Annotated in this window: 24 protein-coding genes, 1 tRNA gene, 1 pseudogene and 1 riboswitch; of the genes and pseudogenes, 14 read left to right on the top strand and 12 right to left on the bottom strand. The window is 58.9% G+C overall.

Features of this window, described 5'->3' with window-relative positions; translation table 11 throughout:
* Positions 1 to 14: 14 nt before the first annotated feature.
* On the top strand, positions 15 to 680 hold the full coding sequence (queC, locus tag J122_RS27765; protein ID WP_061331345.1) for a 7-cyano-7-deazaguanine synthase QueC: 666 nt from the start codon (positions 15 to 17) through the stop codon (positions 678 to 680).
* The gene (queE, locus tag J122_RS27760; RefSeq protein ID WP_061331344.1) at positions 680 to 1,336 is read left to right on the top strand and encodes a 7-carboxy-7-deazaguanine synthase; all 657 of its coding nucleotides are present in this window, start codon (positions 680 to 682) and stop codon (positions 1,334 to 1,336) included. Before queC ends, queE begins: the two co-directional genes overlap by 1 nt.
* Positions 1,337 to 1,379: 43 nt before the next feature.
* On the opposite strand, the gene J122_RS27755 is transcribed toward queE, so the two are convergent.
* The 4 genes from J122_RS27755 to J122_RS27740 all read right to left on the bottom strand — a co-directional run bounded on the left by J122_RS27755 (position 1,380) and on the right by J122_RS27740 (position 6,240).
* Positions 1,380 to 2,423, bottom strand: coding sequence for an AraC family transcriptional regulator (locus J122_RS27755; RefSeq protein WP_061331343.1), 1,044 nt, complete (start codon positions 2,421 to 2,423; stop codon positions 1,380 to 1,382).
* A gap of 144 nt (positions 2,424 to 2,567) precedes the next feature.
* Entirely contained in the window at positions 2,568 to 3,455 is an 888-nt protein-coding gene (locus J122_RS27750) for an alpha/beta fold hydrolase (RefSeq protein WP_061331342.1), read from the bottom strand.
* 106 nt (positions 3,456 to 3,561) lie between these two features.
* Positions 3,562 to 5,328, bottom strand: coding sequence for an ExeM/NucH family extracellular endonuclease (locus tag J122_RS27745; RefSeq protein WP_061331341.1), 1,767 nt, complete (start codon positions 5,326 to 5,328; stop codon positions 3,562 to 3,564).
* A 9-nt stretch (positions 5,329 to 5,337) separates the two neighbouring features.
* Complete coding sequence (locus J122_RS27740) at positions 5,338 to 6,240, bottom strand: helix-turn-helix transcriptional regulator (protein ID WP_061331340.1); 903 nt, start codon at positions 6,238 to 6,240, stop codon at positions 5,338 to 5,340.
* A gap of 249 nt (positions 6,241 to 6,489) precedes the next feature.
* Between J122_RS27740 and J122_RS27735 the strand changes: the two genes are divergently transcribed.
* The 8 genes from J122_RS27735 to J122_RS27700 all read left to right on the top strand — a co-directional run bounded on the left by J122_RS27735 (position 6,490) and on the right by J122_RS27700 (position 14,770).
* A complete protein-coding gene (locus J122_RS27735) occupies positions 6,490 to 7,773 on the top strand; it encodes an MFS transporter (protein ID WP_061331339.1) in 1,284 nt (427 codons plus the stop codon).
* Between the two features lie 162 nt (positions 7,774 to 7,935).
* Positions 7,936 to 8,361 carry a MarR family transcriptional regulator gene (locus tag J122_RS27730; protein ID WP_058092884.1) on the top strand — a complete coding sequence of 142 codons (426 nt, stop codon included), beginning with the start codon at positions 7,936 to 7,938 and terminating at the stop codon, positions 8,359 to 8,361.
* A 3-nt stretch (positions 8,362 to 8,364) separates the two neighbouring features.
* Positions 8,365 to 9,756 carry a DHA2 family efflux MFS transporter permease subunit gene (locus tag J122_RS27725; protein ID WP_061331338.1) on the top strand — a complete coding sequence of 464 codons (1,392 nt, stop codon included), beginning with the start codon at positions 8,365 to 8,367 and terminating at the stop codon, positions 9,754 to 9,756.
* A 46-nt stretch (positions 9,757 to 9,802) separates the two neighbouring features.
* Positions 9,803 to 9,907, top strand: a riboswitch (yybP-ykoY riboswitch).
* Between the two features lie 85 nt (positions 9,908 to 9,992).
* The gene (locus J122_RS27720) at positions 9,993 to 10,562 is read left to right on the top strand and encodes a TMEM165/GDT1 family protein (protein WP_061331337.1); all 570 of its coding nucleotides are present in this window, start codon (positions 9,993 to 9,995) and stop codon (positions 10,560 to 10,562) included.
* A 60-nt stretch (positions 10,563 to 10,622) separates the two neighbouring features.
* A complete protein-coding gene (locus tag J122_RS27715; RefSeq protein ID WP_061331336.1) occupies positions 10,623 to 11,663 on the top strand; it encodes a L,D-transpeptidase family protein in 1,041 nt (346 codons plus the stop codon).
* Positions 11,664 to 11,706: 43 nt separating this feature from the next.
* Entirely contained in the window at positions 11,707 to 12,459 is a 753-nt protein-coding gene (locus tag J122_RS27710) for an SDR family oxidoreductase (RefSeq protein WP_061331335.1), read from the top strand.
* Between the two features lie 22 nt (positions 12,460 to 12,481).
* Complete coding sequence (locus J122_RS27705) at positions 12,482 to 13,942, top strand: NfeD family protein (RefSeq protein ID WP_061331334.1); 1,461 nt, start codon at positions 12,482 to 12,484, stop codon at positions 13,940 to 13,942.
* 42 nt (positions 13,943 to 13,984) lie between these two features.
* On the top strand, positions 13,985 to 14,770 hold the full coding sequence (locus J122_RS27700) for a slipin family protein (protein ID WP_061331333.1): 786 nt from the start codon (positions 13,985 to 13,987) through the stop codon (positions 14,768 to 14,770).
* A gap of 66 nt (positions 14,771 to 14,836) precedes the next feature.
* On the opposite strand, the gene J122_RS27695 is transcribed toward J122_RS27700, so the two are convergent.
* From J122_RS27695 to J122_RS27685, 3 genes are all read right to left on the bottom strand, one after another.
* Positions 14,837 to 15,118 (bottom strand): Lpp/OprI family alanine-zipper lipoprotein, encoded by a 282-nt coding sequence (locus J122_RS27695; RefSeq protein WP_061331332.1) that lies wholly within the window; start codon positions 15,116 to 15,118, stop codon positions 14,837 to 14,839.
* A 209-nt stretch (positions 15,119 to 15,327) separates the two neighbouring features.
* Positions 15,328 to 15,882: a L,D-transpeptidase family protein gene (locus tag J122_RS27690; RefSeq protein WP_197463807.1), complete on the bottom strand. Its 555-nt coding sequence runs from the start codon at positions 15,880 to 15,882 to the stop codon at positions 15,328 to 15,330.
* Between the two features lie 123 nt (positions 15,883 to 16,005).
* Positions 16,006 to 17,718 (bottom strand): potassium/proton antiporter, encoded by a 1,713-nt coding sequence (locus J122_RS27685; RefSeq protein WP_061331330.1) that lies wholly within the window; start codon positions 17,716 to 17,718, stop codon positions 16,006 to 16,008.
* 71 nt (positions 17,719 to 17,789) lie between these two features.
* Here J122_RS27685 and J122_RS27680 point away from each other — a divergent pair.
* A tRNA-Gly gene (locus J122_RS27680) sits at positions 17,790 to 17,863 on the top strand.
* A gap of 26 nt (positions 17,864 to 17,889) precedes the next feature.
* On the opposite strand, the gene J122_RS27675 is transcribed toward J122_RS27680, so the two are convergent.
* Complete coding sequence (locus tag J122_RS27675) at positions 17,890 to 19,200, bottom strand: NAD(P)/FAD-dependent oxidoreductase (RefSeq protein ID WP_061331329.1); 1,311 nt, start codon at positions 19,198 to 19,200, stop codon at positions 17,890 to 17,892.
* Positions 19,201 to 19,527: 327 nt separating this feature from the next.
* Between J122_RS27675 and J122_RS27670 the strand changes: the two genes are divergently transcribed.
* Both J122_RS27670 and J122_RS27665 read left to right on the top strand, forming a co-directional pair.
* Positions 19,528 to 20,151: a YbhB/YbcL family Raf kinase inhibitor-like protein gene (locus tag J122_RS27670; RefSeq protein ID WP_061331327.1), complete on the top strand. Its 624-nt coding sequence runs from the start codon at positions 19,528 to 19,530 to the stop codon at positions 20,149 to 20,151.
* A gap of 135 nt (positions 20,152 to 20,286) precedes the next feature.
* A pseudogene (locus J122_RS27665) lies at positions 20,287 to 20,392 on the top strand (UDP-2,3-diacylglucosamine diphosphatase); the annotation flags it as partial.
* An 11-nt stretch (positions 20,393 to 20,403) separates the two neighbouring features.
* Here the strand turns inward: J122_RS27665 and J122_RS27660 are convergent.
* The gene (locus tag J122_RS27660; protein WP_061331326.1) at positions 20,404 to 21,009 is read right to left on the bottom strand and encodes a TetR/AcrR family transcriptional regulator; all 606 of its coding nucleotides are present in this window, start codon (positions 21,007 to 21,009) and stop codon (positions 20,404 to 20,406) included.
* A 51-nt stretch (positions 21,010 to 21,060) separates the two neighbouring features.
* On the opposite strand from J122_RS27660, the gene J122_RS27655 reads away from it, so the two are divergent.
* On the top strand, positions 21,061 to 21,192 hold the full coding sequence (locus tag J122_RS27655; protein WP_319822987.1) for a hypothetical protein: 132 nt from the start codon (positions 21,061 to 21,063) through the stop codon (positions 21,190 to 21,192).
* Positions 21,193 to 21,270: 78 nt separating this feature from the next.
* On the opposite strand, the gene J122_RS27650 is transcribed toward J122_RS27655, so the two are convergent.
* The 3 genes from J122_RS27650 to J122_RS27640 form a co-directional block, all read right to left on the bottom strand.
* The gene (locus J122_RS27650) at positions 21,271 to 21,942 is read right to left on the bottom strand and encodes a TVP38/TMEM64 family protein (RefSeq protein WP_061331324.1); all 672 of its coding nucleotides are present in this window, start codon (positions 21,940 to 21,942) and stop codon (positions 21,271 to 21,273) included.
* Positions 21,943 to 22,037: 95 nt separating this feature from the next.
* Positions 22,038 to 22,313 (bottom strand): zf-HC2 domain-containing protein, encoded by a 276-nt coding sequence (locus tag J122_RS27645; RefSeq protein WP_061331322.1) that lies wholly within the window; start codon positions 22,311 to 22,313, stop codon positions 22,038 to 22,040.
* Positions 22,307 to 22,927: an RNA polymerase sigma factor gene (locus J122_RS27640; protein ID WP_061331320.1), complete on the bottom strand. Its 621-nt coding sequence runs from the start codon at positions 22,925 to 22,927 to the stop codon at positions 22,307 to 22,309. Before J122_RS27640 ends, J122_RS27645 begins: the two co-directional genes overlap by 7 nt.
* Positions 22,928 to 22,967: the final 40 nt, after the last annotated feature.

Below are 22,967 nucleotides of genomic sequence, written 5' to 3'. Positions count from 1 at the left end.
CTGGTGAATACCCCATGACTGACACCGTTGTCGTTATCTATTCCGGGGGCATGGACTCCTTTACCCTGCTCCATCTTGCCCGGGCCCGTGGCCATAAGGTGCATGCCCTGTCGTTTAACTATGGGCAGCGTCATGTAAGGGAGTTGGAGGCGGCAGCTGCGGTGTGTCAGGCGGAGGCGATTCCCCACAAGGTGATTGATATCCGCGCCATGAGTGAGGTGATGGCGGGGTCCTCACTGACCTCAGACATTGCGGTGCCGGAGGGGCACTATCAGGAAGACAGCATGAAGTCGACGGTGGTGCCCAACCGCAACATGATCCTGCTGTCGCTGGCCACCGGCTATGCGGTCACGGCCGGTGCACAAGCGGTCTGGTTTGGCGCCCATGGCGGTGATCACGCCATCTACCCGGATTGCCGGCCGGAATTTATCGAGAAAATGGATGCCGTGTGTCGGGTGGCGAATTACCAGCCGGTGGCGGTTGAGGCGCCTTTCATGGCACTCGACAAGGGTGAGATCCTGGGTGAGGGGCTGAAGCTGGGCCTGGACTACAGCCAGACCTGGACCTGCTACAACGGCCGGGAACTGGCCTGTGGTCGCTGCGGCTCCTGCGTTGAACGCCTGGAGGCGTTTGCGGCTCATGGCCTGAAAGATCCCCTGGCTTACGAGAGTCGCGCCTGATGTACCGGGTAAAGGAAGCGTTTTACACCCTGCAGGGTGAAGGTGCCCAGGCGGGCCGGGCAGCGGTATTCTGCCGGTTTAGCAAATGCAATCTGTGGACCGGACGGGAGAAGGATCGGGCGGGGGCTGTCTGCAACTTCTGCGATACCGATTTTGTCGGTACTGACGGCCAGAATGGCGGTCGTTTCGAGACTGCTGTGGAGCTGGCCGAACATATTCGTAAGCTTTGGCCCGACGCCCCGGGCCGACCCTACGTGGTTTGCACCGGTGGGGAACCCCTGTTGCAGCTGGACAAGCCGTTGATTGATGCCTTCCACGCTTCGGGTTTCGAAGTAGGGGTGGAAACCAACGGTACCCTGCCGGCACCGGAGGGAATTGACTGGTTGTGTGTCAGCCCAAAGGCCGACGCCGAGGTGGTGATTACCGAATGTGATGAGCTGAAACTGGTGTATCCCCAGCCCTTGGCCCAGCCGGAACGGTTTCTGGGTATTCGGGCCAGGCACTATTTCCTGTCACCGATGGCCTCGCCGTCTGTGCCGGATCAGAATGATGACCCGGTCAAACGCAGCAACACCCGCAAAGCGACCGAGTATTGCCTGGCGCATCCGCAATGGCGCCTGACCCTGCAAATGCACAAGATCCTGGGCATTGACTGACCGAATGCCCGGGTGAGCCCCGCAGGCACTCTCCGGTCATGCTTCAGGCCGTTCGGCGCAGGGCCGTTTCCCGGGTGCGGAAATGGCTGGGGCTCAGACCGGTCCAACGCTTGAAGGCCCGGGTAAAGTTGGCCGCATCGGCATAGCCAAGGGCATCGGCAATCTGGCTCAGGTTCATGCCCGTGTTTTCCAGAAGTTCCTTGGCCCGCTCAAGGCGAACCTGATCCACCAGTTGCTGGAAGCTGGCCTCTTCTTCCTGGAGGCGGCGTTTCAGGGTGCGCTCGGACACAAACAGGGTAGCGGCTACCCGCGCCAGTTTTGGAGGAAACGGATGACTGGTCTCGATGACCCGTCGAACCCGGCAGGCAAAGCCGGCATCCTCCTTTAACTGCTTCAGGGCTTCCTCGCACTGCGCCCGTGAACTGGCAGCAAGCTGGTCGTCGCTGAATCGCACTGGCAGGCAAAGCTGGCTGACGGGCACGATAAGCGCGTTCTCGGTCGCGCCGTATTCCACCGGCACCCCGATACGATTGCGAAAGCGGTGGAAGTGGTTGGGCTCTGGCCCGCGCCGAAGCACCCGTGTGCCGGGCACCAGGGTGCCGGTCAGTTGGGCGCCCATGGTGACGCAGCCAAACAGAACCGCATCCAGCACAAAACCCTGCAGTGGCCCCAGCTCGATGTCGCAGGTCACGTTATACCAGGCGTTCTGCCCGGATACCCGTTTCTGAACTTTCAGGTGGGGCGCTCGCAGCGTCAGGTAGCGGGTCATCAGCTCCAGCGCCTCTTCCAGGGTTCGGCTGCTCATGACCGCCGTTCCCAGGGCGCCGTGCAGGGGGAGCTTGAGCTCCCGGGCGAGCATGATGCCAAGGCCCGGCTCGCCACTCTCAATAATGGCGCGGGTGACAAACTCGCTGGCCTGGGCCTGGCTGACTCTTACTTCCGTTGAGTTCAGGCGGGTGGGGTCAAGACCGACCCGAAGAATGAGATCCCTTTCGTCCACTCCAATGGTATGCAGCAATTCGGCCAGGGTATGCAGGTAGATGGCCGGCATGCCCAGATCCTGTGCAGTAGAAACTGAGACGCGCATGGGTTTCCTCGTCAGCGACTGTTCTTGTTATGTAAGGGTGTTCAGTATTGCTGATTATGACCGTTTGCCCGGGCCAGCCCCATGACTTGATTGACGGGTCAATGGGCCAGAGAGGCCAATTCGGCACCTCTCCGTTCAGTCATTTCAATGGCTATGGCGCCGGATGAAGGTTTCCAGAACCTTGGCGGAACGGCCAGGATTTTCCAGCATGGGCAGGTGGCCGACGCCCCGGAATACATGCACATCGGCGTCTGGTGTGGCGGTTCTGAACCAGTTTACGCAACGGGTCGGGGTGATAACGTCTTTCTCGCCCCACTGCACCTGCAGCGGTGGTGTGCCCGGGCCGAGATACCGGGCCGGAGCCAGGGCGTCAGCGAGCATGTCGTTGAAAATGTGTCTCAGTGCTTGTCGGCGGTTCAGAAGGTCCGGGCCCAGTAATCCGGCCATGGCCAGCCCGGGTAACGTTGGTTTGCCGGTGCCCACACTGTTGAACATCCGGTAGACCCCGGCCCAGTCCTGGGGAATCAGGATGGCATCGCGATCAGACTCAAAGGGAGCGTCAATATCCACATCCGCATGTTCCGGGATACCGGCACTGTTAAGCAGTGTCAGTGACCGGGGAGGTTGCTCCAGCTTATGGGCCAGAATCGACGCAATGGCGCCTCCCATGGAGCTGCCGGCAATGTGCAGGTTGTCTGTCGCGTAGCCGGATAGCCAGTCACTCAGCCGTCGGGCCTGGCTTTCATAGCGGTAGCAGGCGTCAGCATGGTACTGGCTCTCACCCAGTCCGGGTACGTCCGGAACCAGCAGGTGCCAGTCTGCAGGGAGTTTCTGCATCCAGAAGGCCCAGTTTTCCTTCATGGCGGCAAAGCCATGTATCAACACCAGGGTTGGTCGCCCGGGTGCCGGTTTGCCACGTTCCAGAAACACCATGCGATGGCCGTCGACAATGGCTTCCTGCCGTTGTGCGCGCAGCAGCCAGCGTTGGCCGGTGCGGGCGACCGGCCATAGGTTCGGGGTCGGGACTTTCATGGATACGACAACCTCTTGATGGTAAATCCGAATTCCAGTTTACCGCCCCTGTGGTTGGGTGCTATTGCCTGCCCGCCCCGATCTGGCGTCGGTGCGGCAACCGGGTTCAAGGCGATGGCAGCCGGATATCCGTGATCACCGGGTTGTGATCCGAAGAGCGCCAGGGGCCGCTGACCGGTATCCGAGGTGGCTGGTCGTAGCCCAGGGCCCGGGGTTCATCGGCGTTGATGTTCCAGGCCTGGGCGTGGATGACATGGGGCAGCAGGCTGGCCGAAGCCAGGGCATAGTCGAGGCTGCCTTTTTCTCCCCGGTATCGGTAACTGTGGTGTGGGCAGTGGTCCTGTTGGCAGGGATGGAAGTGGTGCACCAGGCTGGTAAAGCCCTGGCGATAAAGCACCTGCACCGGGTCTTCCTGAGCGTAGCTGTTGAGGTCGCCGGTGATCAGGGTGCCGGCGAGTGTGTCCGGTGCCGGAAGTGAGCCAAGCCAGTCGAGCATGGTTTCGGTAGCCTGGCTGCGCCGATAATTGAAACAGCCCTGGCCGTCTTTCTGATCGGAATCTTTGCCGCTGGCGTTCCGACAGGACTTCGATTTCAGGTGCGTCACTACGATGCGAACAACCTGGTCGCCATGCCGGGCCTGGAACATCTGGGCCAGGGGAGGCCTGCCCATGGGCTCTGACGGCTGCCGGCTGGCATCGCCAACAGGGGTTGCCCGGTCTGTCCGGTATAACAGGGCGCTGCGAATGGCGTCGGAGCCGTCATCGCCGGGTGTCGCCACAAAACGCCACTCGGCGCCAAGTCGCGCGGCCAGTTCGGCAACGGCACTGTCTGGGCCATAGCCGTCGTTTTCAAGTTCGGTGACGGCCAGTATGTCTGGGTCTGGCAGGGTGAGAGCCGCCACCAGCCGCTGGTTCTGTTCCCGGAAGGCTGCCACGCTCTCTGCCCCCCGGGCAGTGGGAAAGCCTGCACCCTGGCGGTTACCGTTGAAGTAGTTCTCCAGGTTCAGGGTGACGATCCGCAGGTCGACGTCATCGGGCTTTCCGGGTGGTTGCGGGCGCTCGTTGCTGGCTTTGAAGACCGGTTGCCTGTCTGGCTGGACACGCCACTGGCCAAAGCGGAAATCGAGAACACCCTGCAGTTGCGAGACGGTATCGCCGGCGCGTACCGTGTTCCGCCCATCAAGCCCGCCCGGTGGCCAAGGCACGGGATCGGGATTGCGCACGGCCAGGCCATCGTCCAGAAACACACGGTGTTGATGGTTGTTGTGGGCCTGCGTGACGGCTGCTGGCCCCGGTGCCAGGTATTCCGTCGGGATGACTTGATCCTCGGCGGCCAGAGTAAGCTCGCCGTAAAGGGCAAGGTTGTAGTGGTCAATAACCGTCAGCGGGGCGGCAAAGCGAACCCGCATGTTCTCAAGACTTTCCGGTGGTTGTGACCAGGGCAGTGACACCTCGATGGGCCTGGGCATTTTGCCCTCGCCGCAGACTGTCAGCTTGCCGACATCCACCAGTTCCGTCAGACCATGATATTCCTTGACGGTCCCTGTCAGTCGCAGGCGCTGGCCGAGCTTGCCCGCTGCCTGGCGTGTGTAGATGAACAGGGCTTCGGAGGTGGCCGGGTTCTGGTCCGTTTCAGCATCAGCCTGTTGCAGGTAGAAACCACCAAAACCACCTTTGTGGCGACTGTCCTGGGTGAGGATGCCTTCGACGGTGACGGTTTGCCCGACCAGGGGCGAAGCAGGGCCGCTGCCCTGAATGGCGTGGATGGCAGTGGCCGGCGCGCCGCACGCCTCGGCCACTGCCTGCGTCGGGACGCAGATCGTGGTAGCCAGGCCGAGGGCGGCGTTGAGCAGAAGTCTGGAAAGTGTCGTCACCGGGCCAGTCTAGCAGAGACCGGCCACCGCTTTGAGTGCCCGTTCGCGCTTGCTGCCAAAGCCAAGCTGGTCCGGGTTGGCCAGTTCCAGCTGCTGCACCAGTGGGTCCGGGTGGCTATTGTCAAAGGTAATTCCGAGCCGGGACAGGACATAGGGCGCCAACGCTGCACGGGTTTCGATGCTGAGGCAGCCCTGTTCCATACCGTAGTCGTTGGCAATGATCTGTTGTTGCGCCTCGGTCAGGCGCTGATCAGGTGCGATCTCCAGGGTGACCAGGCGTTGCCAGTCTTCATCCTGCTGCGCGGTGTGCCTGGATTTCTGCCGGAGTGCCTCCGGCTGGCCCTGAAAACGGCTCAGGGCGAAATCCCGGAATTCCCGGTTGGCATTGCACCAGGCCCGCACATGCCAGCTGTTACCCGTGCATACCAGTGAATGCGGCTCCAGCAGGCTGTCGGCGGCTTCCGGTCGGCTCAGGGACACGTAACTGGCCTTGAGTTGGCGGTGATAACGGGTAGCGTTAACCACAGCCCGCATGGTTTCCGGGGCGATGCGCCGGGACGGTTCCGGGATGACGGCATTGCCCGGCAGTCCAAGCTCCAGGTCAGAAAACGTGTCGCTCAGGCTCTGTTGCCGCGCAAGCAGGTCTTGATATTCGCTAACCTGGCCCCGTGTTACCACCGGTTTGAAACCGGCTGCCGGCACATAACCTTTCAGGTGCCGGTCGTAAACCAGGTTGCCGGGAGCCAGTTCCCGCAAGTAGGTGTTGATATCCTTTGATGCCTGCTGGCGACCAATGCCGAAACTGTGGCAGATGTGGTTGGTGGTCAGGCGTCCTTCCCACAAGGCGATGATTTCAATCAGTCGATAGCGAAGCAGTAAATCCCAGCGAATGGGCCAGTCCGTTTTCTTCATAACCAGGCGCTCACGGTCCGAGTAAGTAGCTTGATGTTTATGTTACCCGCTACGGCTATCAGGTTCTGTTACGGCCCATTAATGTAAAACATTGTCAAATACCGCGCCACTACTGGGTTCGAGGTCTCGGCAACTGCTTAATGGAGTCGTCTGGCGATGGCTGGTTAAATACTCACCAGCAGACAACCCATAACGTTGCTATCTTTTCTTTACTGTCACCCTGATGTAACCCAATACTCGGAGCCACTCATGACCCGAATGGTCACCTCCCTTTCGGCGCTGATCCTCAGCATTGTGTTGCTGGTCAGCGGCAATGCGTTTCTGATGACGCTGCTGGGTATTCGCCTGAGTATCGAAGAAGTCTCACCCAATGTCATTGGCTGGGTGCTGGTGTGCTATTCCATCGGTTTTGTCCTTGGCACCCTGTATGTCCACAAGATTATTGGCAGGGTAGGCCATATCCGCGCCTTTGCGGCATTTGCTGCTATGGCTGCCGTGGTGTCGCTGATGTATCCGATGGCGGTGTCGATGATTTTCTGGGCGGTCCTTCGGGTACTGTCTGGCTTCACCATCGCCGGTGTGTTGGTGGTGATTGAAAGCTGGTTCTCCAGCCGTGCCACTAACGCCAACCGGGGTGCGCTGTTTGCCGTTTACCAGATTGTTTTCTACTTGTCGGCCGCCGGCGGCCAGTTGATTGTCAACGTGGGTGACCCGGGCAGTTTCCTGCCGTTTTCGCTGGCGGCCATCCTGCTGACTCTCGCCCTGATTCCTCTGGCTCTCACTCGAATGGAAGCGCCGGCGATTGAGCAGGTGCACCGGATGTCGATCTTCAAACTCGGGCGGGAATCATTTTCCGGTGTCGCTGGCGCGCTGATCAGCGGCGTCATGATTGGCGGCTTCTATGCACTGGGGCCGGTATACGCCACGTTAGTGGGGCTGGACGTGGCCAGAACTTCGACCTTCATGGCCAGCGCCATCATTGCTGCCATGTTGTTGGCCTGGCCATTGGGCCGGGTGTGCGATCGATTTGACCGACGCCGGGTGATGTTCTGGGTGGCACTGATTGCTTCCGCTTCGGCCGTTGGGGTTGGCGTTTTCGGGGCGGCAAGCCTGGCGTTGCTCACCCTGCTGGTAGGACTTTTTACCGGTCTGTCGGCCACTCTGTACCCAATCGCGGTGGCCATCACCAACGACCGCATGGACAGCAACCGGATTGTCGCCGCCAGTGCCACGCTTTTGCTGAGCTACGGTATTGGCAGTGTGATCGGGCCGATCACCATGGCGGAGTTAATCAACATCATGGGGCCCTCCGGCTTGTTCTATGGCAACGCCGGCTTCCTGGTGTTGCTGGCAGTGATCACTAGCTACCGGATCAGCCACACCGACGACGTGCCGGTGGAGGAGCAGGAGCACTTTGTCCCGGCCATGCCGGAGGCGTCTCCGGTGCTTTCCGAGCTGGACCCGCGTAACACCGAGTTCCACGAATCTCCGGAAGTGGAGGAAATGCAGGAAGAGTTGCGTCAGGCTGGCTGACGCGCCTTTCGGTTTTCCCCAATTATATTTTCACCCTGATATCTGTTTTTATTTCAATGGTTAGCTTACTATTGGTGAATTTCCAATAAGGTAAGTGTTTTCTCGGTTTTCGGGGTGGCGTTTGCTTGTCCCATGCCGGATCACCATCAGGAGTGTTTAACCATGAGAGATCAATTCCCGTTTGCCGTTGCCCGGGTTACCCGCCGCTGGCGCAAGATGCTGGATGAGCGGTTGAAAGACTTGGGAGTCACGCAGGCTCGCTGGAGCACCATGGTGTATCTGCAGCAGGGTGGTGAAGGCCTTACCCAGCGCGAACTGGCCAGTCTGATGGCCATTGAAAATCCCACCCTGGTCAGGTTGCTTGATAGCCTGGAGCAGCAGGAGTTGATTGAGCGACGCCCCTGCCCGAACGATCGACGCGCCCGCCGGTTGCATCTGACCAAGGCCGGTGCCGAGTTCATGGATGAGCTGTCCGAGCGTGCCGCTGTGTTGCGTGAAGAGATGCTGGAGGGCGTGACTGACAAGGAAATCGAATGCGCGCTCAAGGTGTTCCACAAAATTATGGATAATGCCGAGAAGCAGAAGTAACGCTTGATCGATAATTCTGTCGAGGGCCTGACCGCCCGTTACGGCGAACGCTGGCGCTGGCTGGCCGTTGCTACGGTTGTCCTTGGCACCATGGCCACGGTGCTCAGCGCCACGGTGGTGAATGTTGCGCTCCATGACATCATGATGGAGTTCGGCATTCGCCAGGGCCAGGTGCACTGGCTGGCCACCGGATTCATCGCCGCCATGACCACCACCATGCTGGCGTCCGCCTGGCTGCTGGACCGTTTTGGTGTGCGCCTGACCCTGGGTGTTGCCATGGCGGTGTTCACCGTCATATCCCTTGTCGGCGGCTTTGCCGAGTCTCCTGAACAGCTGATTGCCGCCAGAATAGGCCAGGGCGCCATGGCCGGGTTGATGCAACCCATGGGCATGTACCTGGTGTTCCGGATATTTCCGGCAGACAGGCGTGGTCAAGCCATGGGCATTTATGGCATGGGGGTGATTCTGGCACCGGCATTGGGCCCTGTGCTGGGTGGCTTTCTGGTGGACCAGTTCAACTGGCGCTATGTGATGTTTGCGCCGGCACCGGTCACCCTTCTGGGTGTCTGGATGGCCTGGCGGTTCCTGCCGCTGCCCCGCTCCCGCCCTGCGCCTTATCCCTTTGATCTGCCCGGTTTGTTACTGCTTGGGGCAACCATCGCCCTGACCCTCGATACCCTGACCCGAATGCAGGCCTGGCCAGGCCAGGAACTGCGAATCGTGATGCAATGGGCGTTGGCCCTTGGCCTTCTGTTCGCCTTTGTCTTTCGGGAACGCACGGCGAAGCATCCCCTGGTTAACCTGCTACTGTTGCGCCAACCGGTGTTTCTGTTCGCCACGCTGGGCGCCATGGCGCTTGGGCTGGCGCTGTTTGGCTCAACCTACCTGATTCCTCTGTTTGTGCAGACCACGCTGGGCTTCTCCGCGACGGAGGCGGGTCTGCTGATGCTGCCCGCCGGGGTGGTGCTGGGCATTGTTTTTCCACTGTCGGGCCGGCTGGCAGACAAGCGCAGCGCCCGCAGCCTGGTGCTGTTTGGAATCGCGGTGTTCGCCCTGTCTGCGGTCCTGTTTGCTCTGACCGGCCAGTACGCTGGGTTTGGCTGGCTGGTACTCTGGGCAGTGCTGGGCCGGATTGGGATTGGCTTTATGCTGCCGGCCCTGTCCACCGGTGCGCTGAATCCACTGCCCAAGGAACAGCTGGGCGCCGGGTCCAGCACCATCAATTTCGCCCGCCAACTCGGGGGTGCCCTGGGGGTAAATGTGGTGGCACTGACCATCGAGTTCGGTGAACACCAGGGCAGTGTGCCTACTGTGGCTGCGTTCGAGGCAGCCTGGTGGCTGGTAGCGGTGTTTGTGGCGTTGGCTGCCGTGCCGGTCTGGAAAATGCGGGTGTAAGGTGGCCAGTTGCCATTTCCGGCGGGATTCATTAGCATGTGGCCAACTTCGGGGGAGTAGCCTTCGCTTCTGGGTAACAGGAGCGGACGGTAGTCAACATACTTGGAGCTCATTCTCCATGGCTACCGTGTTCCGTGATTGATCGCGGAATTGGCAAGACCTGAGGCAGATCACCTCCACTGGGCGGAAGGTGAGCTGTCTCATGTCTGACGATTTCCGCCCTGAGGTCTCTTCGAATGGATGCGTTTCTCGCTTCAACCCTTGCCGTGGCCGTTGCCGAAATTGGCGACAAAACCCAGCTCCTGTCTCTTTTCCTGGTTGCCCGATACGCAAAGCGTACCCCTATCATTCTTGGTATTCTGGTTGCGACCGTGCTCAATCACGCGCTCTCAGCGTGGCTGGGGGCCTGGGTGGCCAGCTGGATTCCGTCCCAGTGGCTGCCCTGGATTCTCGCAGTGAGCTTTGTCGCCATCGCCCTGTGGTTGCTGATACCGGATAAAGACGACAGTGCCGAATCTCGGTTTCTCGGCATGGGCGCCTTCTGGGCTACTACGGTAATGTTCTTCCTGGCGGAGATAGGTGATAAAACCCAAGTGGCTACGGTGGTCCTGGCGGCAAGGTATACGGAAACGTTATGGGTTATCATCGGCACGACGGTAGGCATGCTCCTGGCCAATATTCCGGTGATCCTGGCAGGGCGCTGGCTAATGGAGCGAATGCCGCTGGCGACGGCCAGGATCAGTGCCAGCGTATTGTTTGTGGTGCTGGCGGTGGTAACGGTCTGGACCACCCTGGTGAACTCCTGACACGGAACCGTGTCTTTCAGAGCAGAGGCCCGGAATGAATGTTTATGGGAACTGGTTGATATGTGGTTGAAAAAATGTGTCGCCGTTCTGGTGTGCCTGATGTTCCTGGCGTCAGCTGTCAATGCTGCGCAGAACCAAAAGCCGTCAGACACTGCAACGGTGGAAAACGATCGTTCGCCCCGGGTACCAACTTTCGCTCTTAACGGCGATCTGGCGGGGGAGCTGCAGGTTTTCACGACCCGCTATGAGGATACCTTTGCTGCTATTGGCCATGATGAGGCTCTGGGTTACCTGGAGTTGGTGAAGGCCAATCCGGGTGTTGACCCCTGGTTACCGGGAGACGGCACGACCATTACCCTGCCGCGTATGTATGTTCTGCCCGATGCGCGCCGGGAAGGCATCGTGATTAACTTGGCCGAGTATCGGCTCTATTATTTCACCAACGATGGCGTTCAGGTGTATCCGGTGGGCATTGGGCGTGAAGAGAATCCGTCACCGCTAACCGACGCCGAGGTAACCATGCCACTGGAATCGCCTGCGTGGTATCCGCCGGCCAGTATCCGGGCATCCTATGAGGCCCGCGGAGAGTATCTGCCGCGTATGATCCCGCCCGGCCCGGATAATCCGCTTGGCACTCATGCCCTGATGTTAAGCGAGAAAGGCTATCTGATCCACGGAACCAATAAGCGTTTCGGTATCGGCTTGCCGGTCAGTGCCGGCTGTTTCCGTATGTACAACGAAGACATTTCCCGGTTTGTCTATCAGGTTCAGAAGGGCACGTCGGTCCAGATTATTCGCGAACCTGTCAAGCTTGGCTTGTCTGGCGGCGAGGTTTGGCTTGAAGTACACCGGCCCCATGAAGATTACTCGCCCGAGGATCGCGAACAGCTATGGCGTGTAACACTGGAAAAACTGGAAGCCTTCCGCCAGCAACACCCGGACGTGGAAGTCCAGCGCCGGTCCATCGAGCTGGTGGTGGATCAGGCCGATGGCATTCCCACTATGGTCGGTGAGCGGCTGACCCGGGTGGCTTCTGATAAGGGGCAGACGGAAAGCAACCCGGCAGAGCCTGCAGAGCCGGAGCAAAAGCTGTACTTTTGACCCCGGCGCCGCAACCAACAAAAACCAAACGGCAGGAGTACTCATGAGTCGTACTATACTGATTACCGGAGCCAGTTCCGGACTGGGTGAAGGCATGGCCCGGGAGTTTGCTGCCCGGGGTGATCACCTTGCCCTGTGTGCCCGTCGTACCGAGCGGCTGGACCAGCTCCGGGCCGAGCTGGAGGGCACCTATCCGGGAGTGAAGATCAGTGTGCGGGCCCTGGATGTGAATGATCACGCACAAGTGGCCGAGGTTTTTCAGGCTTTCCGGGAGGAGTTTGGTCAGCTCGACAGGATCATCGTCAATGCCGGGATTGGCAAGGGGCAGCCGCTGGGCACCGGGCGCTTTGATGCCAACCGGCAGACCGCAGAAACCAATTTTGTTTCCGCCCTGGCCCAGATAGAAGCCGCCATGGAGATTTTCCGGGCACAGAACCATGGTCACCTGGTTGCCGTATCATCGGTAACGGCTGTTCGGGGGATGCCGGGCAACGTCACCACCTATGCGGCGATCAAGGCCGGATTGGCGGCACTTTGCGAGGGTTTGCGTGTCGAACTGAAAAAGCGCCGGTCTCCCATTCGCGTGACCACGCTCTATCCGGGGTATATCCGGACTGAGATCAACGAAAAGGTCAAGAACACACCTTTCATTGTGGACGCCAAGACCGGATGCCGGGCCATGGTCCGTGCCATTGAGTCCGGCAAGGCCGAACGTTTTGTGCCAGGTTGGCCCTGGACGCCCATTGGTTTCATACTGAGGCGACTGCCGGAGTCCGTACTGGCCCGAATATTCTGATCACTCTGCCTGGGAGATCGCCATGACGCCAAACCCGATGCAACGTCAGAACCTCCGCTTGCCCCTCTGGTCCCTGATTTTTTTCCTGGGAGGGCTGCTGGGACTGATCGGGGCTTCCTGGCAGGCAATTGCCCAGCAGGACACGCCGAGAACGGCACTGGTATTGACGGTCGAGGGTGCTATCGGCCCGGCCACAATGGATTATGTCACCCGTGGCATCAGACGGGCCGAGCAGGAGAATGCTGGCCTGGTCATTCTGGAAATGGATACGCCGGGTGGCCTGATGGATTCCATGCGGGAAATCATCAAAACCATCCTCGCCTCCGAGGTGCCGGTGGCAACCTACGTGTCACCCCAGGGCGCCCGCGCCGCCAGTGCCGGTACCTTCATCCTCTACGGCAGTCATATTGCGGCTATGGCGCCCGCCACCAACCTCGGTTCGGCAACGCCGGTTCAGATGGGCGGCCTGCCAGGCTCGCCAGAGCAAGAACCGGAGCAGCCCGCCGGGGACGACGAAGCTTCAGAGACCAGTGCCGACGACTCGGCCGCCGAACCACAGAAACGCCGGGGCGACACGGCGATGGAGCGTAAGGTTCTGGAGGATGCCGTCAGTTATATCCGTGGCTTGGCCGAGCGCCATGGTCGGAATGCCGACTGGGCGGAAGAGGCCGTCCGCGAAGCCGTCAACCTCGGCGCAACCGAGGCGCTGGAACTGAATGTTATCGATGTCGTGGCGCCTAACCTCCGCGAATTGCTGGAGGCCATTGATGGTCGCACCGTGCAGATGGCCACCGGCGAGCGGGAGCTGGTCACGGCGGACCTGGAACTGGTCCGTTCAGAACCGGATTGGCGAACCCGGTTACTGTCGGTGATCACCGATCCGAACGTCGCCTATTTCCTGATGATCATCGGTTTCTACGGCATTATCTTTGAACTGTCGAATCCCGGTGCCGTGTTCCCCGGGGTGATCGGTGCTATCTGTCTGATACTCGCGTTGTTTGCATTTCAGGTGTTGTCGGTGAATTACGCCGGCCTTGCCTTGATCCTATTGGGGCTGGCGTTCATCGTGGGGGAAGCCTTCATGCCTAGTTTCGGCATTCTTGGTGTCGGTGGCATAGTCGCCTTTGTCACGGGATCGGTGATTCTGATGGATGGCAGCCACTCGGATATCTCATTGCCCACCGTTGGCGGCACGGCTGTTGTGGCGGGCGGGTTTATTCTCTGGACGGTTACCCGCTTCATCGGTTTGCGACGCCGTACGCCGGTCAGTGGCAGCGAACACATGGCTGAGGAAAAAGGCGTGGCACTGGACGACTTTGAATCTTCTTATGACGGCTACAAGGGCCATGTCCGAGTCAGTGGGGAGCGTTGGAATGCCCGTTGTCCGCATCAGATCACCAAGGGCACGCAGGTGCAGGTAAACGGTATGGAGGGGCTGACCCTTCTGGTTGAAGCCAGGCCTGATTCTGATCAAGGTCATTGAACGAGCAATTCGTACTAACCAACGGCAAATCAAGGAGGCCGTATGAACCTGGGTGACATTATTCCCTATATTGCACCGACTGTGGTGCTGCTTCTGATTCTCGGTTCCGCCATCAAGATCCTGCCGGAATACGAGCGCGGTGTGGTGTTTTTCCTGGGCCGCTTTCAGGGTGTCAAAGGCCCCGGCCTGATCATCGTCATCCCCGGAATTCAGCAAATTGTCCGGGTGGATCTGCGGGTGATCACCCTGGATGTCCCAAGCCAGGATGTTATTTCCAAAGACAACGTGACGGTCAGAGTAAATGCAGTGCTGTACTTCCGCGTGGTTGACCCCGAGAAGGCGATTATCCGGGTCGAAGACTATGGCGCTGCTACCAGCCAGTTGGCGCAAACAACCTTGCGCTCTGTGCTCGGCAAACACGATCTCGATGAAATGCTGTCTGAGCGAGACAAGCTGAATTCGGATATTCAGGAAATCATTGATTCCCAGACCGAGGATTGGGGTATCAAGGTGGCCAATGTGGAAATCAAACACGTTGACCTGAATGAGTCGATGATTCGTGCGATTGCCCGCCAGGCAGAGGCAGAGCGCGAGCGTCGCGCCAAGATCATTCACGCAGAGGGCGAATTGCAGGCTTCCAAAAAGCTGGTCGAGGCCGCAGAGGTGATGTCTGTGAATTCCGGCGCCATGCAGTTGCGTTATCTGCAGACCCTGTCAGACATGAGCAACAACAACTCCTCCACGATTGTGTTCCCGCTACCGATGGACATGATGAAAACCTTTATGCAAAACCAGCAACAGAAGGCTTCCGGCAACCCGGAGGGGTAAGACAAAACATTTTGAGCGAGCACAAAAAAGGCCGGTTGAACCGGCCTTTTTTGCTAAACGGCAGCCTTACTTCTGGCTGGCACGCTCGAGCATGCGCTTGGCGCGCTCGTTCGCTTCGTCAGCGGACTTCTGAGCAGCACGGGCAGCAGCCAGGGCTTCTTCAGCAGTCTGCTGAGCAGTGCGAGCGGAGCTTGCAGCGCTGTTAGCAGTGTTCAGAGCGTTGTTAGCAGTTTGCTCGGCGGAGCTTGCAGTCGCATTGGCCTCGTCGATAGCGCCCTGCTCAGTGGTGGCACAGCCTGCAGTCAGAGCAGCGGCCATTGCAAACCCGGCGATCGTCAGTTTACGCATGGTAAATCCCCTTATTGGTCGTTTTATTTCCTGTGATCCAGAAGTCATTAAGACGACTTCCTGTCAGCTAAGCCCGATAGGCGTTGACTACCGGAGTCGTCAAACAGTGTAAAACACTCAGAGACAAAATGTTAACTAAGGATACGTAAATTTTCTTAGGCTATGACAACAACTTAATACTCCCGTCATGAACGGGGTGGGTTCTGCGATCAGGGAAGAATCCGAATGGGGGTGCCGTTATCGACCAGTGCCCAGATCTCATCCATCTCTTCATTGGTGACCGCAATACAGCCTTCGGTCCAGTCCAGGCCGGTATACGCGAAGGCAAGGTCGCCCGCTTCGTTGGGCAGTCCGTGGATCATGATGCTGCCGCCGGGATTGAGCCCCCAGGCTTCGGCCAGCTCCCGGTCACGGGCGTTCGGGTAGGATATATGGATGGACTTGTAGAAATCGCTGTTCGCGTTGCGCCAATCGAGAATGTAATCCCCTTCTGGCGTTCGCTTGTCACCCTCATACAGCTTGTGTCCTACCGGATTGCCTCCCAGTGAAATCCGATAGCTGCGCACCTTGTGCTCACCGCTCAACAGATAAAGCCTGCGCTCACTTTTGCGCACCAGAACCTTGGTGATGTTCAGGTGGTCTTCCAGCGTTGGTTCGCTGCCAGGCATGGCCATGCGTGTATCAGCCCGGGCCAGCAACTCCGAGCTACTGGCCATGGCAGGCAATAAGACAACTAACAGTGATAGAAAAACTCTGAAGATCATGATGCTGGCACAGGTCGCTGGATGGTTAAACTTTGTTCACGTGTGTTTATAACATAGCCAGCAAGGGGATTGATAAGGGGTTTTGTTACGGTTTTTGGTTTTCCTGCACAAACCGGACGGGCGTCACGCATCCATTTTCAGGCCAACCTTGGTTACCCGGTCGGCTTCGGTGGCCCGGGCCACGAGCGTTACTGGCCCCAATATGACGGTGTCGCCAACAACTGGATGCCCCTTGGTGCGTTTGGCGAAACACTCGGCCAGCGACAACTCGGGAGGCAACTCGTCGAACTCGATACCATAGACCTGTTCCACATCGCCGAGCAGGGCATCTCCGTTCAGCACGAAGTCGCCGAAGAAGGCTCGCTCTGCCAGGTGTTTCGGAGCTTGCCGCCCGCTCAATGCCTTGCCGAGATCGGGTAGAACCGACGGCGTGGCGAACATGGCCAACATATCGCCGGCGGTCACTTCGAGGTCCTTTGTGGGCTGAAGGCACTTGCGGTCGCGAAACACCCCGGCCACGGCGGTGTTTTCCGGCAGGCGCAGCTGGCCAAGGGCTCTGGGCTTGTCCCAACCCTTTCCCCGGAGCGGAAACAGCATCAGCTCATGGTCGCCAGCGGCAGGTGCATCCAGTGGTAGCCGACGGTAGGGATCTTCGCCAGCGGGAACTTCAAGCCGCAACTTGCGGGCGAGAGGTGCCATGGTGGTGCCCTGCACAATCAGCGACACCAGAACGATAAAGAACGCCGCATGGAACACCAGTTGCGCATCCGGCAGGTCGGCAATGATCGGGAACAGCGCCAAAACAATGGGCACCGCGCCTCGCAGGCCCACCCAGCTGATAAAGCCCAGCTCCCGCCGGTTGAAGCCGAATGGCCAGAGCGTGATCAGCACGGTTAATGGCCGAATAACAAAGATAAGCGCCAGAGCCAGCACCAAACCGGCGCCTGCCAGGGGGATCAGGTCTGATGGGCTCACCAGCAGGCCGAGCATCAGGAACAGGCACAGCTGTGCCAGCCAGGCCATGCCGTCGTGCACCTGAAGAATCATCGGCATCATCCGGACATGACGGTTTCCAATGACCACACCGCACAGGTAAATGGCGAGGAATCCGCTGCCTCCGACAGCGTTGGTGGCTGAAAACACCGAAATGCCGGCCGCACCCACCAGCAGGGGGTACAGCGCGGGGGTCAGGCGCATCCGATTGGCCAGTTCCACCACCAGAAAGCCACCCAGAACGCCGGCTGCGGCGCCGATGCCGAACTGTTGTACCAGCATGATCAGGCCCGAGAGAATGGACCCCTGCTCATGTTGGCCAATCAAGGTCACCAGCATCAGGGTGAGGAAAATGGCCATCGGGTCGTTACTGCCAGATTCGATCTCAAGGGTGGCACTGACCCGCTCGTTCAGGTGCAGGCCCCGGCCCTGCAGCAGAGAAAAGACAGCGGCGGCATCGGTTGAGGAAATAATGGCCCCGATCAACAAAGCCATCATCCAATGCAAATCGAATACCCACCATGCCACGATGGCCGCGCCACCCGCGGTCAGGGCAACGCCAAGGGTGGCAAGTACCAGGGCTGGCCGCAGACCTACCCGGAAGGTCTCTACCCGGGTGCGCATGCCGCCATCCAGCAGGATAACGGCCAGTGAAAGATTGGCGATAAGAAAAGCCAGCTCAAAGTTATTGAACTGGATGCCGCCCGGTCCGTCTTCGCCCATCATCATGCCAACAGCCAGAAAAACCAGCAGCACCGGCATGCCGACCCTGCTTGAAAGCGGGCTGAGAACGATGCTGAACACAAGCATCAAGGCGCCAATCAGAGTAAACGTGGGATCCATCAGACTCCTGACCAAAGGGACTTGCCCGGACGCTGGTCCGGGCCTATATTGCTGTGGCAATCATTATGCAGGCGGGCGTAGCTCAATGGTAGAGCAGAGGCTTCCCAAGCCTACGACGTGGGTTCGATTCCCATCGCCCGCTCCAGCCTCACACGCTAAGCAGTGGTTCGCTCAATGCAACTTCAGGCGAGGATGCATCGCTCGGCTGATCTTGTCCATCAGCCAGATAATGCCCGTGCGCACAAACCCGTGCAGGGCGACCTGGTGCATTCGATACAGCGATACGTAGAATAGCCGTGCGACCTTGCCCTCGATATACATACTTCGGCCTGACAAGTTGCCCATCAGGTTACCGACAGTGGTGTAACGGCTGAAATTGATCAGTGAGCCATGGTCATTGTAGACAAAGGCCACTGGGTCTTTGCCTTCCAGGCGGTTGCACAGCGTCTTGAACAGGGCATCGGCCTGCTGATGGGCGGCCTGGGCCCGTGGTGGCACGGGATGGTCGGAATCGGGCTGCGGGCAGGCTGCGCAATCACCGAAGGCAAAGATGTCGGTATCCCGTGTGGTTTCGAGGGTTTGCTTCACCAACAGCTGATTGCTGCGATTGGTTTCCAGGCCGCCGAGTTCCGCCAGAAACGGGGGGGCCTTGATGCCCGCGGCCCAGATGGTCATTTCGGATGGCAATTCGGTGCCGTCTTTCATGACCAGGCTGTTTTCGCGCACTTCGCTGACTGGCTGCCCGGTCAGTACTTTCACCTTCTGGCGTTCCAGTTCACGGGTGGCTGCCGCTGACAGGCGCCCGGGCAGGGCCGGCAAAATCCGGTCTGCCGCTTCGATCACGCTGATGGAAACATCCGAGGACTGCAGGTGGTTCATGCCGTAGACCGGCAATTCCCTGGATGCCAGTCGCAGCTCGGCAGCCAGCTCCACACCCGTGGCGCCAGCGCCGATGATGCTGATGTTCAGAGTATGGGGTTTGCCCTGATTGGCCTCGTGGTTCTTGCGCAGGAAGGCGTTGAGCATCAGGTTATGGAATCGCCTTGCTTGCCTGAGGCTGTCGAGAAACAGGCAGTGTTCCTGGGCGCCGGGTGTGCCAAAATCGTTGGCTGTACTGCCCACGGCGATCACCAGGGTGTCGTATTGAATCCGACGCTCGGGCACCACCTCGTGGCCCTCTTCGTCCAGGAACGGCGCGATGATGATTTCCTTGGCCGCCCGATCAAGGCCGTTCATGCGCCCCAGCTGAAATTCATAGTGATGTTTCCGTGCGTGGGCCCGGTAATTAATTTCGTTGGCACTGGCGTCCAGTGAGCCGGAGGCCACTTCGTGCAGCAGAGGTTTCCAGACGTGGGTCAAGCCGGCGTCGACCAGGGAGATGCGAGCCTTGTTCTTCTTGCCGAGTTTGTTGCCGAGGCTGGTGACCAGTTCCAGGCCTCCGGCGCCACCGCCGACGACGACAATGTGATGCAGGTTTTCCATAACAGTCAGACCTTCAGAAGATGAGAGCCAAGCGCTCTCGCGGGAAAACGCTTGGCTGTCTGCTCTGATCAGTCTGACCTGTGAACACAAAAGGTAGGCTGCTAACTCCGTTATACTAACGTTGACGGCCCGGGATGACAATTGGACAGAAGTGTTGCCTGGCGGGTGCTTTGGGTTACACCTGAGCGCAGAAGCCGTGTTTTCCGCCGCTAGTTTGCTAATCTGGACAAAGACCTGACGTGGTTGATAAAACCGGAACACCGGCCGGTCCCGTATCATTCGGCGATGGCTGAATTAATCAAAAGCCGCTCGACAGGAGAGACGATCGTGAAACTAGAGGTTCGTGGTGTAGAAGAGGGACAACCCATTCCAGAGAAGTTTGCCTTTGGGGTTTTCAGCGAGCAGGACCACATGAGCTTTGGCCCCAACCGAAACCCCGAGTTGGTCTGGTCTGGGGCACCGGAGGGTACGAAGAGTTTTGTGGTGATGATGTTTGACCCGGACGTGCCCAGCGTAGCCGATGATGTGAATCAGGAAGGCAAAACGGTGCCCGCCGACCTGCCCCGGGTGGATTTCTTCCACTGGTTGCTGACAGACATTCCAGCCAATATCGGCCGCATCCCGGAAGGCGAGGACAGTGACGGCGTGTTGCCCAAGGGCAAGGACCATGGGCCGGGTCCGATTGGCGTTCGGGGCGTGAATAATTACACCCAGTTCCTTGCCGGCAACCCGGACATGGCGGGCACCTATGCCGGATATGACGGCCCCTGCCCGCCCTGGAACGACGAGATCATCCACCACTACCATTTTGAAGTGCACGCGCTGGATGTCGAAAGCCTGGGGCTGGAGGGTGAATTTGACGGCAACGATGTACGCCAGGCCATGGCCGGGCACGTGCTGGCCAGTGCGCGGGTGACCGGCACTTACACCCTGAATCCGGACCTGCGTTAATGCCGTTGGTTGCCGGGCTGATGGTTTAGCGCCCGGCTTCATAAAACTGACTTGCCATTGTCACCCGGGTGTCACCGGAGCTTGCCAAGGTTGTTACAGGAAACCGAAGGCAGGCCTGACACCACGGGAGGCAACATGCGAGCGTATCGCAGCGTATTCATTTCCGACGTTCATCTGGGAACGGCCGATTGCCAGGCCGACTACCTGCTGGATTTCCTCAACAACGTTCGCTGCCAGACGCCAGGCTGTTGTTCAGTTCTGTGCTTTATAAGCTTCCAGAATCGCCGCCATGTCGTCGCCGAGCTGCTCCAGCTCGGTGGCCGACAGGTTGCGCTCAGCCATGGAGCGCAGCCCCATAATCTGGCTCTGAAGCAGCCTCGCCAGCCGCCGGCAATCGGTTTTGGCGGCAATTTCTCCCTGAGTCCTCGCACTTTCCAGCAGCTCGGCAAAGGACGTTTCAATAGCGGCCAGCACACTCTGGGCCTGTGAATACAGTGCCGGGTTGGTGCTGCTGGCCTCCAGCAGGGTTTTCACGATCAGGCAGGCGCGTGCGGGGGCGCAGTCAACGTCTGTGCAGCTGCTCGCGATTTTCCGAAGATACGCCTGCAACCCTTCGACAATGCTGTCATAGCCGGCCATGTGCTCTGAAAGATCAACCCCGCCCTGTTGGGCGTAACTGGCCAGGGCTTCAGAAAACAGGCCATCTTTACTGCCAAACGTGGCGTAGATGCTGCCCGGGCGCATATCCAGCGCCTGCTCAATCTGCTTCATTGAACTGCCGTGATAGCCCTTGTGCCAGAACAGACTGACGGCCTTGGCCAGGGCTGTATCCCGGTCATAGCTTGGAGGTCTTGGCATAACAACACCGCCTTCGTGTGAGCTTTGAATGTTCACTCAATTATAGCTTGAGTGACTGATCAAAAACAGCTGAGCTACCGTAACCGGCACGTACTGAAAGTGGTCATGACGTTGTCCCAGAAAATCATGAGTAACTACATCAATCACATCGCCAACAAGCCGGTAGATGGCCGTTTCAATTGAACTACCTTGATTACGCCCGCAGACTGGAGAGTCCAGCCAGAAGTCAGGGATGGTGAGGCTGGGCCCACCCTTTTGTTGTTATTGATTTAGTTGCAGCCAACGGGCCAGCCTTGAGCCGGGGCGTCGGCTGATCGACCAGGGTAACCATACCATGGCGGCCAGAATTGCAGCGCCGGCCAGCACGGTCAGTATGGGATTTAGCCTAAAGGTGTTCCCCAGCCCGGCGAAGACCACTGTCATCGGGAGCATGCCGAGCAGAGTCGCGATGGCAAAACGCCAGGCTTTAATGGCAGTAACGCCGGCGGCATAGCTGATCAAAGCAAAGGAAAATACAGGAATCAGCCGGGTCAGCAGAATTGCGATGGTCAGAAAACGCTGAGACCCATCCTGAGCCAGCACGGGGTTGTCGGGGAACCGTTTGCAGATGGCATCGCGGCCAAGGCTTCGGGCAATCCAGAAGGCCGCCATGGCGCCGACCAGCGCGCCGGTCGCCGCGATCGCTGTGCCCCACACAACGCCGAAGGCAAGTCCGGCGGTTGCGCTGACAGGTAGGGTTGGGATGGGGCCCACCACCACCGCGATGATCATCAACATCATCAGCAGGAGAGGACCGATTGCGCCTTGGCTACCAAGCCAGGCGGACAGTACATCCGGAGAAAGGTTCGTTGGCATACCCAGGTTCTGTAACAACCACCAGGATGCTGTCAGCGCAACAAGAACCACGACCAGAATTGTGATTCTGAGAGTCATTGAACAACCTTCAAGGAAGTGGCGGGTTAGCTCTGGGATAACGGGGCTTATTACTCAAGCAAGAGCGTGTCGTATCAGTGAAACCTAGGATATCACTATGACTGAGGCGTGTCGTTCGAGTCGTTTGGGCCTGTGGCTTGAGTCTTCAGAGCCTCGGAAACCCGCTCATCAATCCGGCGAAGGAATTCCTCGTCTGCGCGCCCCGAGGAGTGCGCCCTCAGCAGGTTGTTACTGGCCCTCAAATTGCCAATAAACGTCCGGCAGTCCTTGCACATCATCAGGTGCATTTTCACCGTCAGATTCTGGCGGCCGCTGAGTTCGCCATCGATGTAATCACTGGCGATTTCGGCCAGGCCCCTGCACATTAACATTCGCCGGTCTCCTGGAAAGTCTCCACCATGAGAAAGATCTTCTGCCTCGCTCGGTGTATCAGCACACGCAGGTTAGAGGCACTGACATCCAGAATGTTACAGACATCATCCGATTTGTGCTGGTGGGCTTCATAGAGCATAAGCGCTGAACGCTGGGTTTCCGGCAGGGCGGACAAATGTTTGTCCAGGCAATCGCTGAGGGCACCATTTTCCATCAGATTGTCGGCTGAGTCATGGAACTGAAGCTTTGGGGGCAGGTCCCAACGACCTTTGGCGTTGAAACGGTCGGCCAGTTCCGGTTCCAGGCTTTCCGAGAAATCCGTGGCCACTTCCCGATTGCTTGAGCGCAGTTTGTTTTTGCACCGATTGGCAACGATGCGGTGCAGCCAGGTTCTCAGGCCAGAACGGCCCTCAAACTTCTGGATAGCGTCTATCACGGTTACCCAGCAGTCCTGGACAACCTCTTCCGCGCTGGAGTGGTCCAGGTAAAACCGGGCCACGGCGAGCATGCCCGGTGAGTATTCACGTACTGCCCGGCGATAGGCGCTGGGCTCGCCCTGCTTGAGGTCGTCGATCAGTGATGTTTCAACTTCAGGGCGTGCCGCTGTGTCCATGGGTTTCCGTCCCTTGTTGCTGTCAGTATGGCTGTTTGTC

This window comes from Marinobacter excellens LAMA 842, from assembly GCF_001574445.1.
Lineage (GTDB): Bacteria > Pseudomonadota > Gammaproteobacteria > Pseudomonadales > Oleiphilaceae > Marinobacter > Marinobacter shengliensis.
The sequence above is the reverse complement of the archived record's forward strand: the minus strand, read 5'-3'. Positions and strand labels throughout refer to the sequence as shown.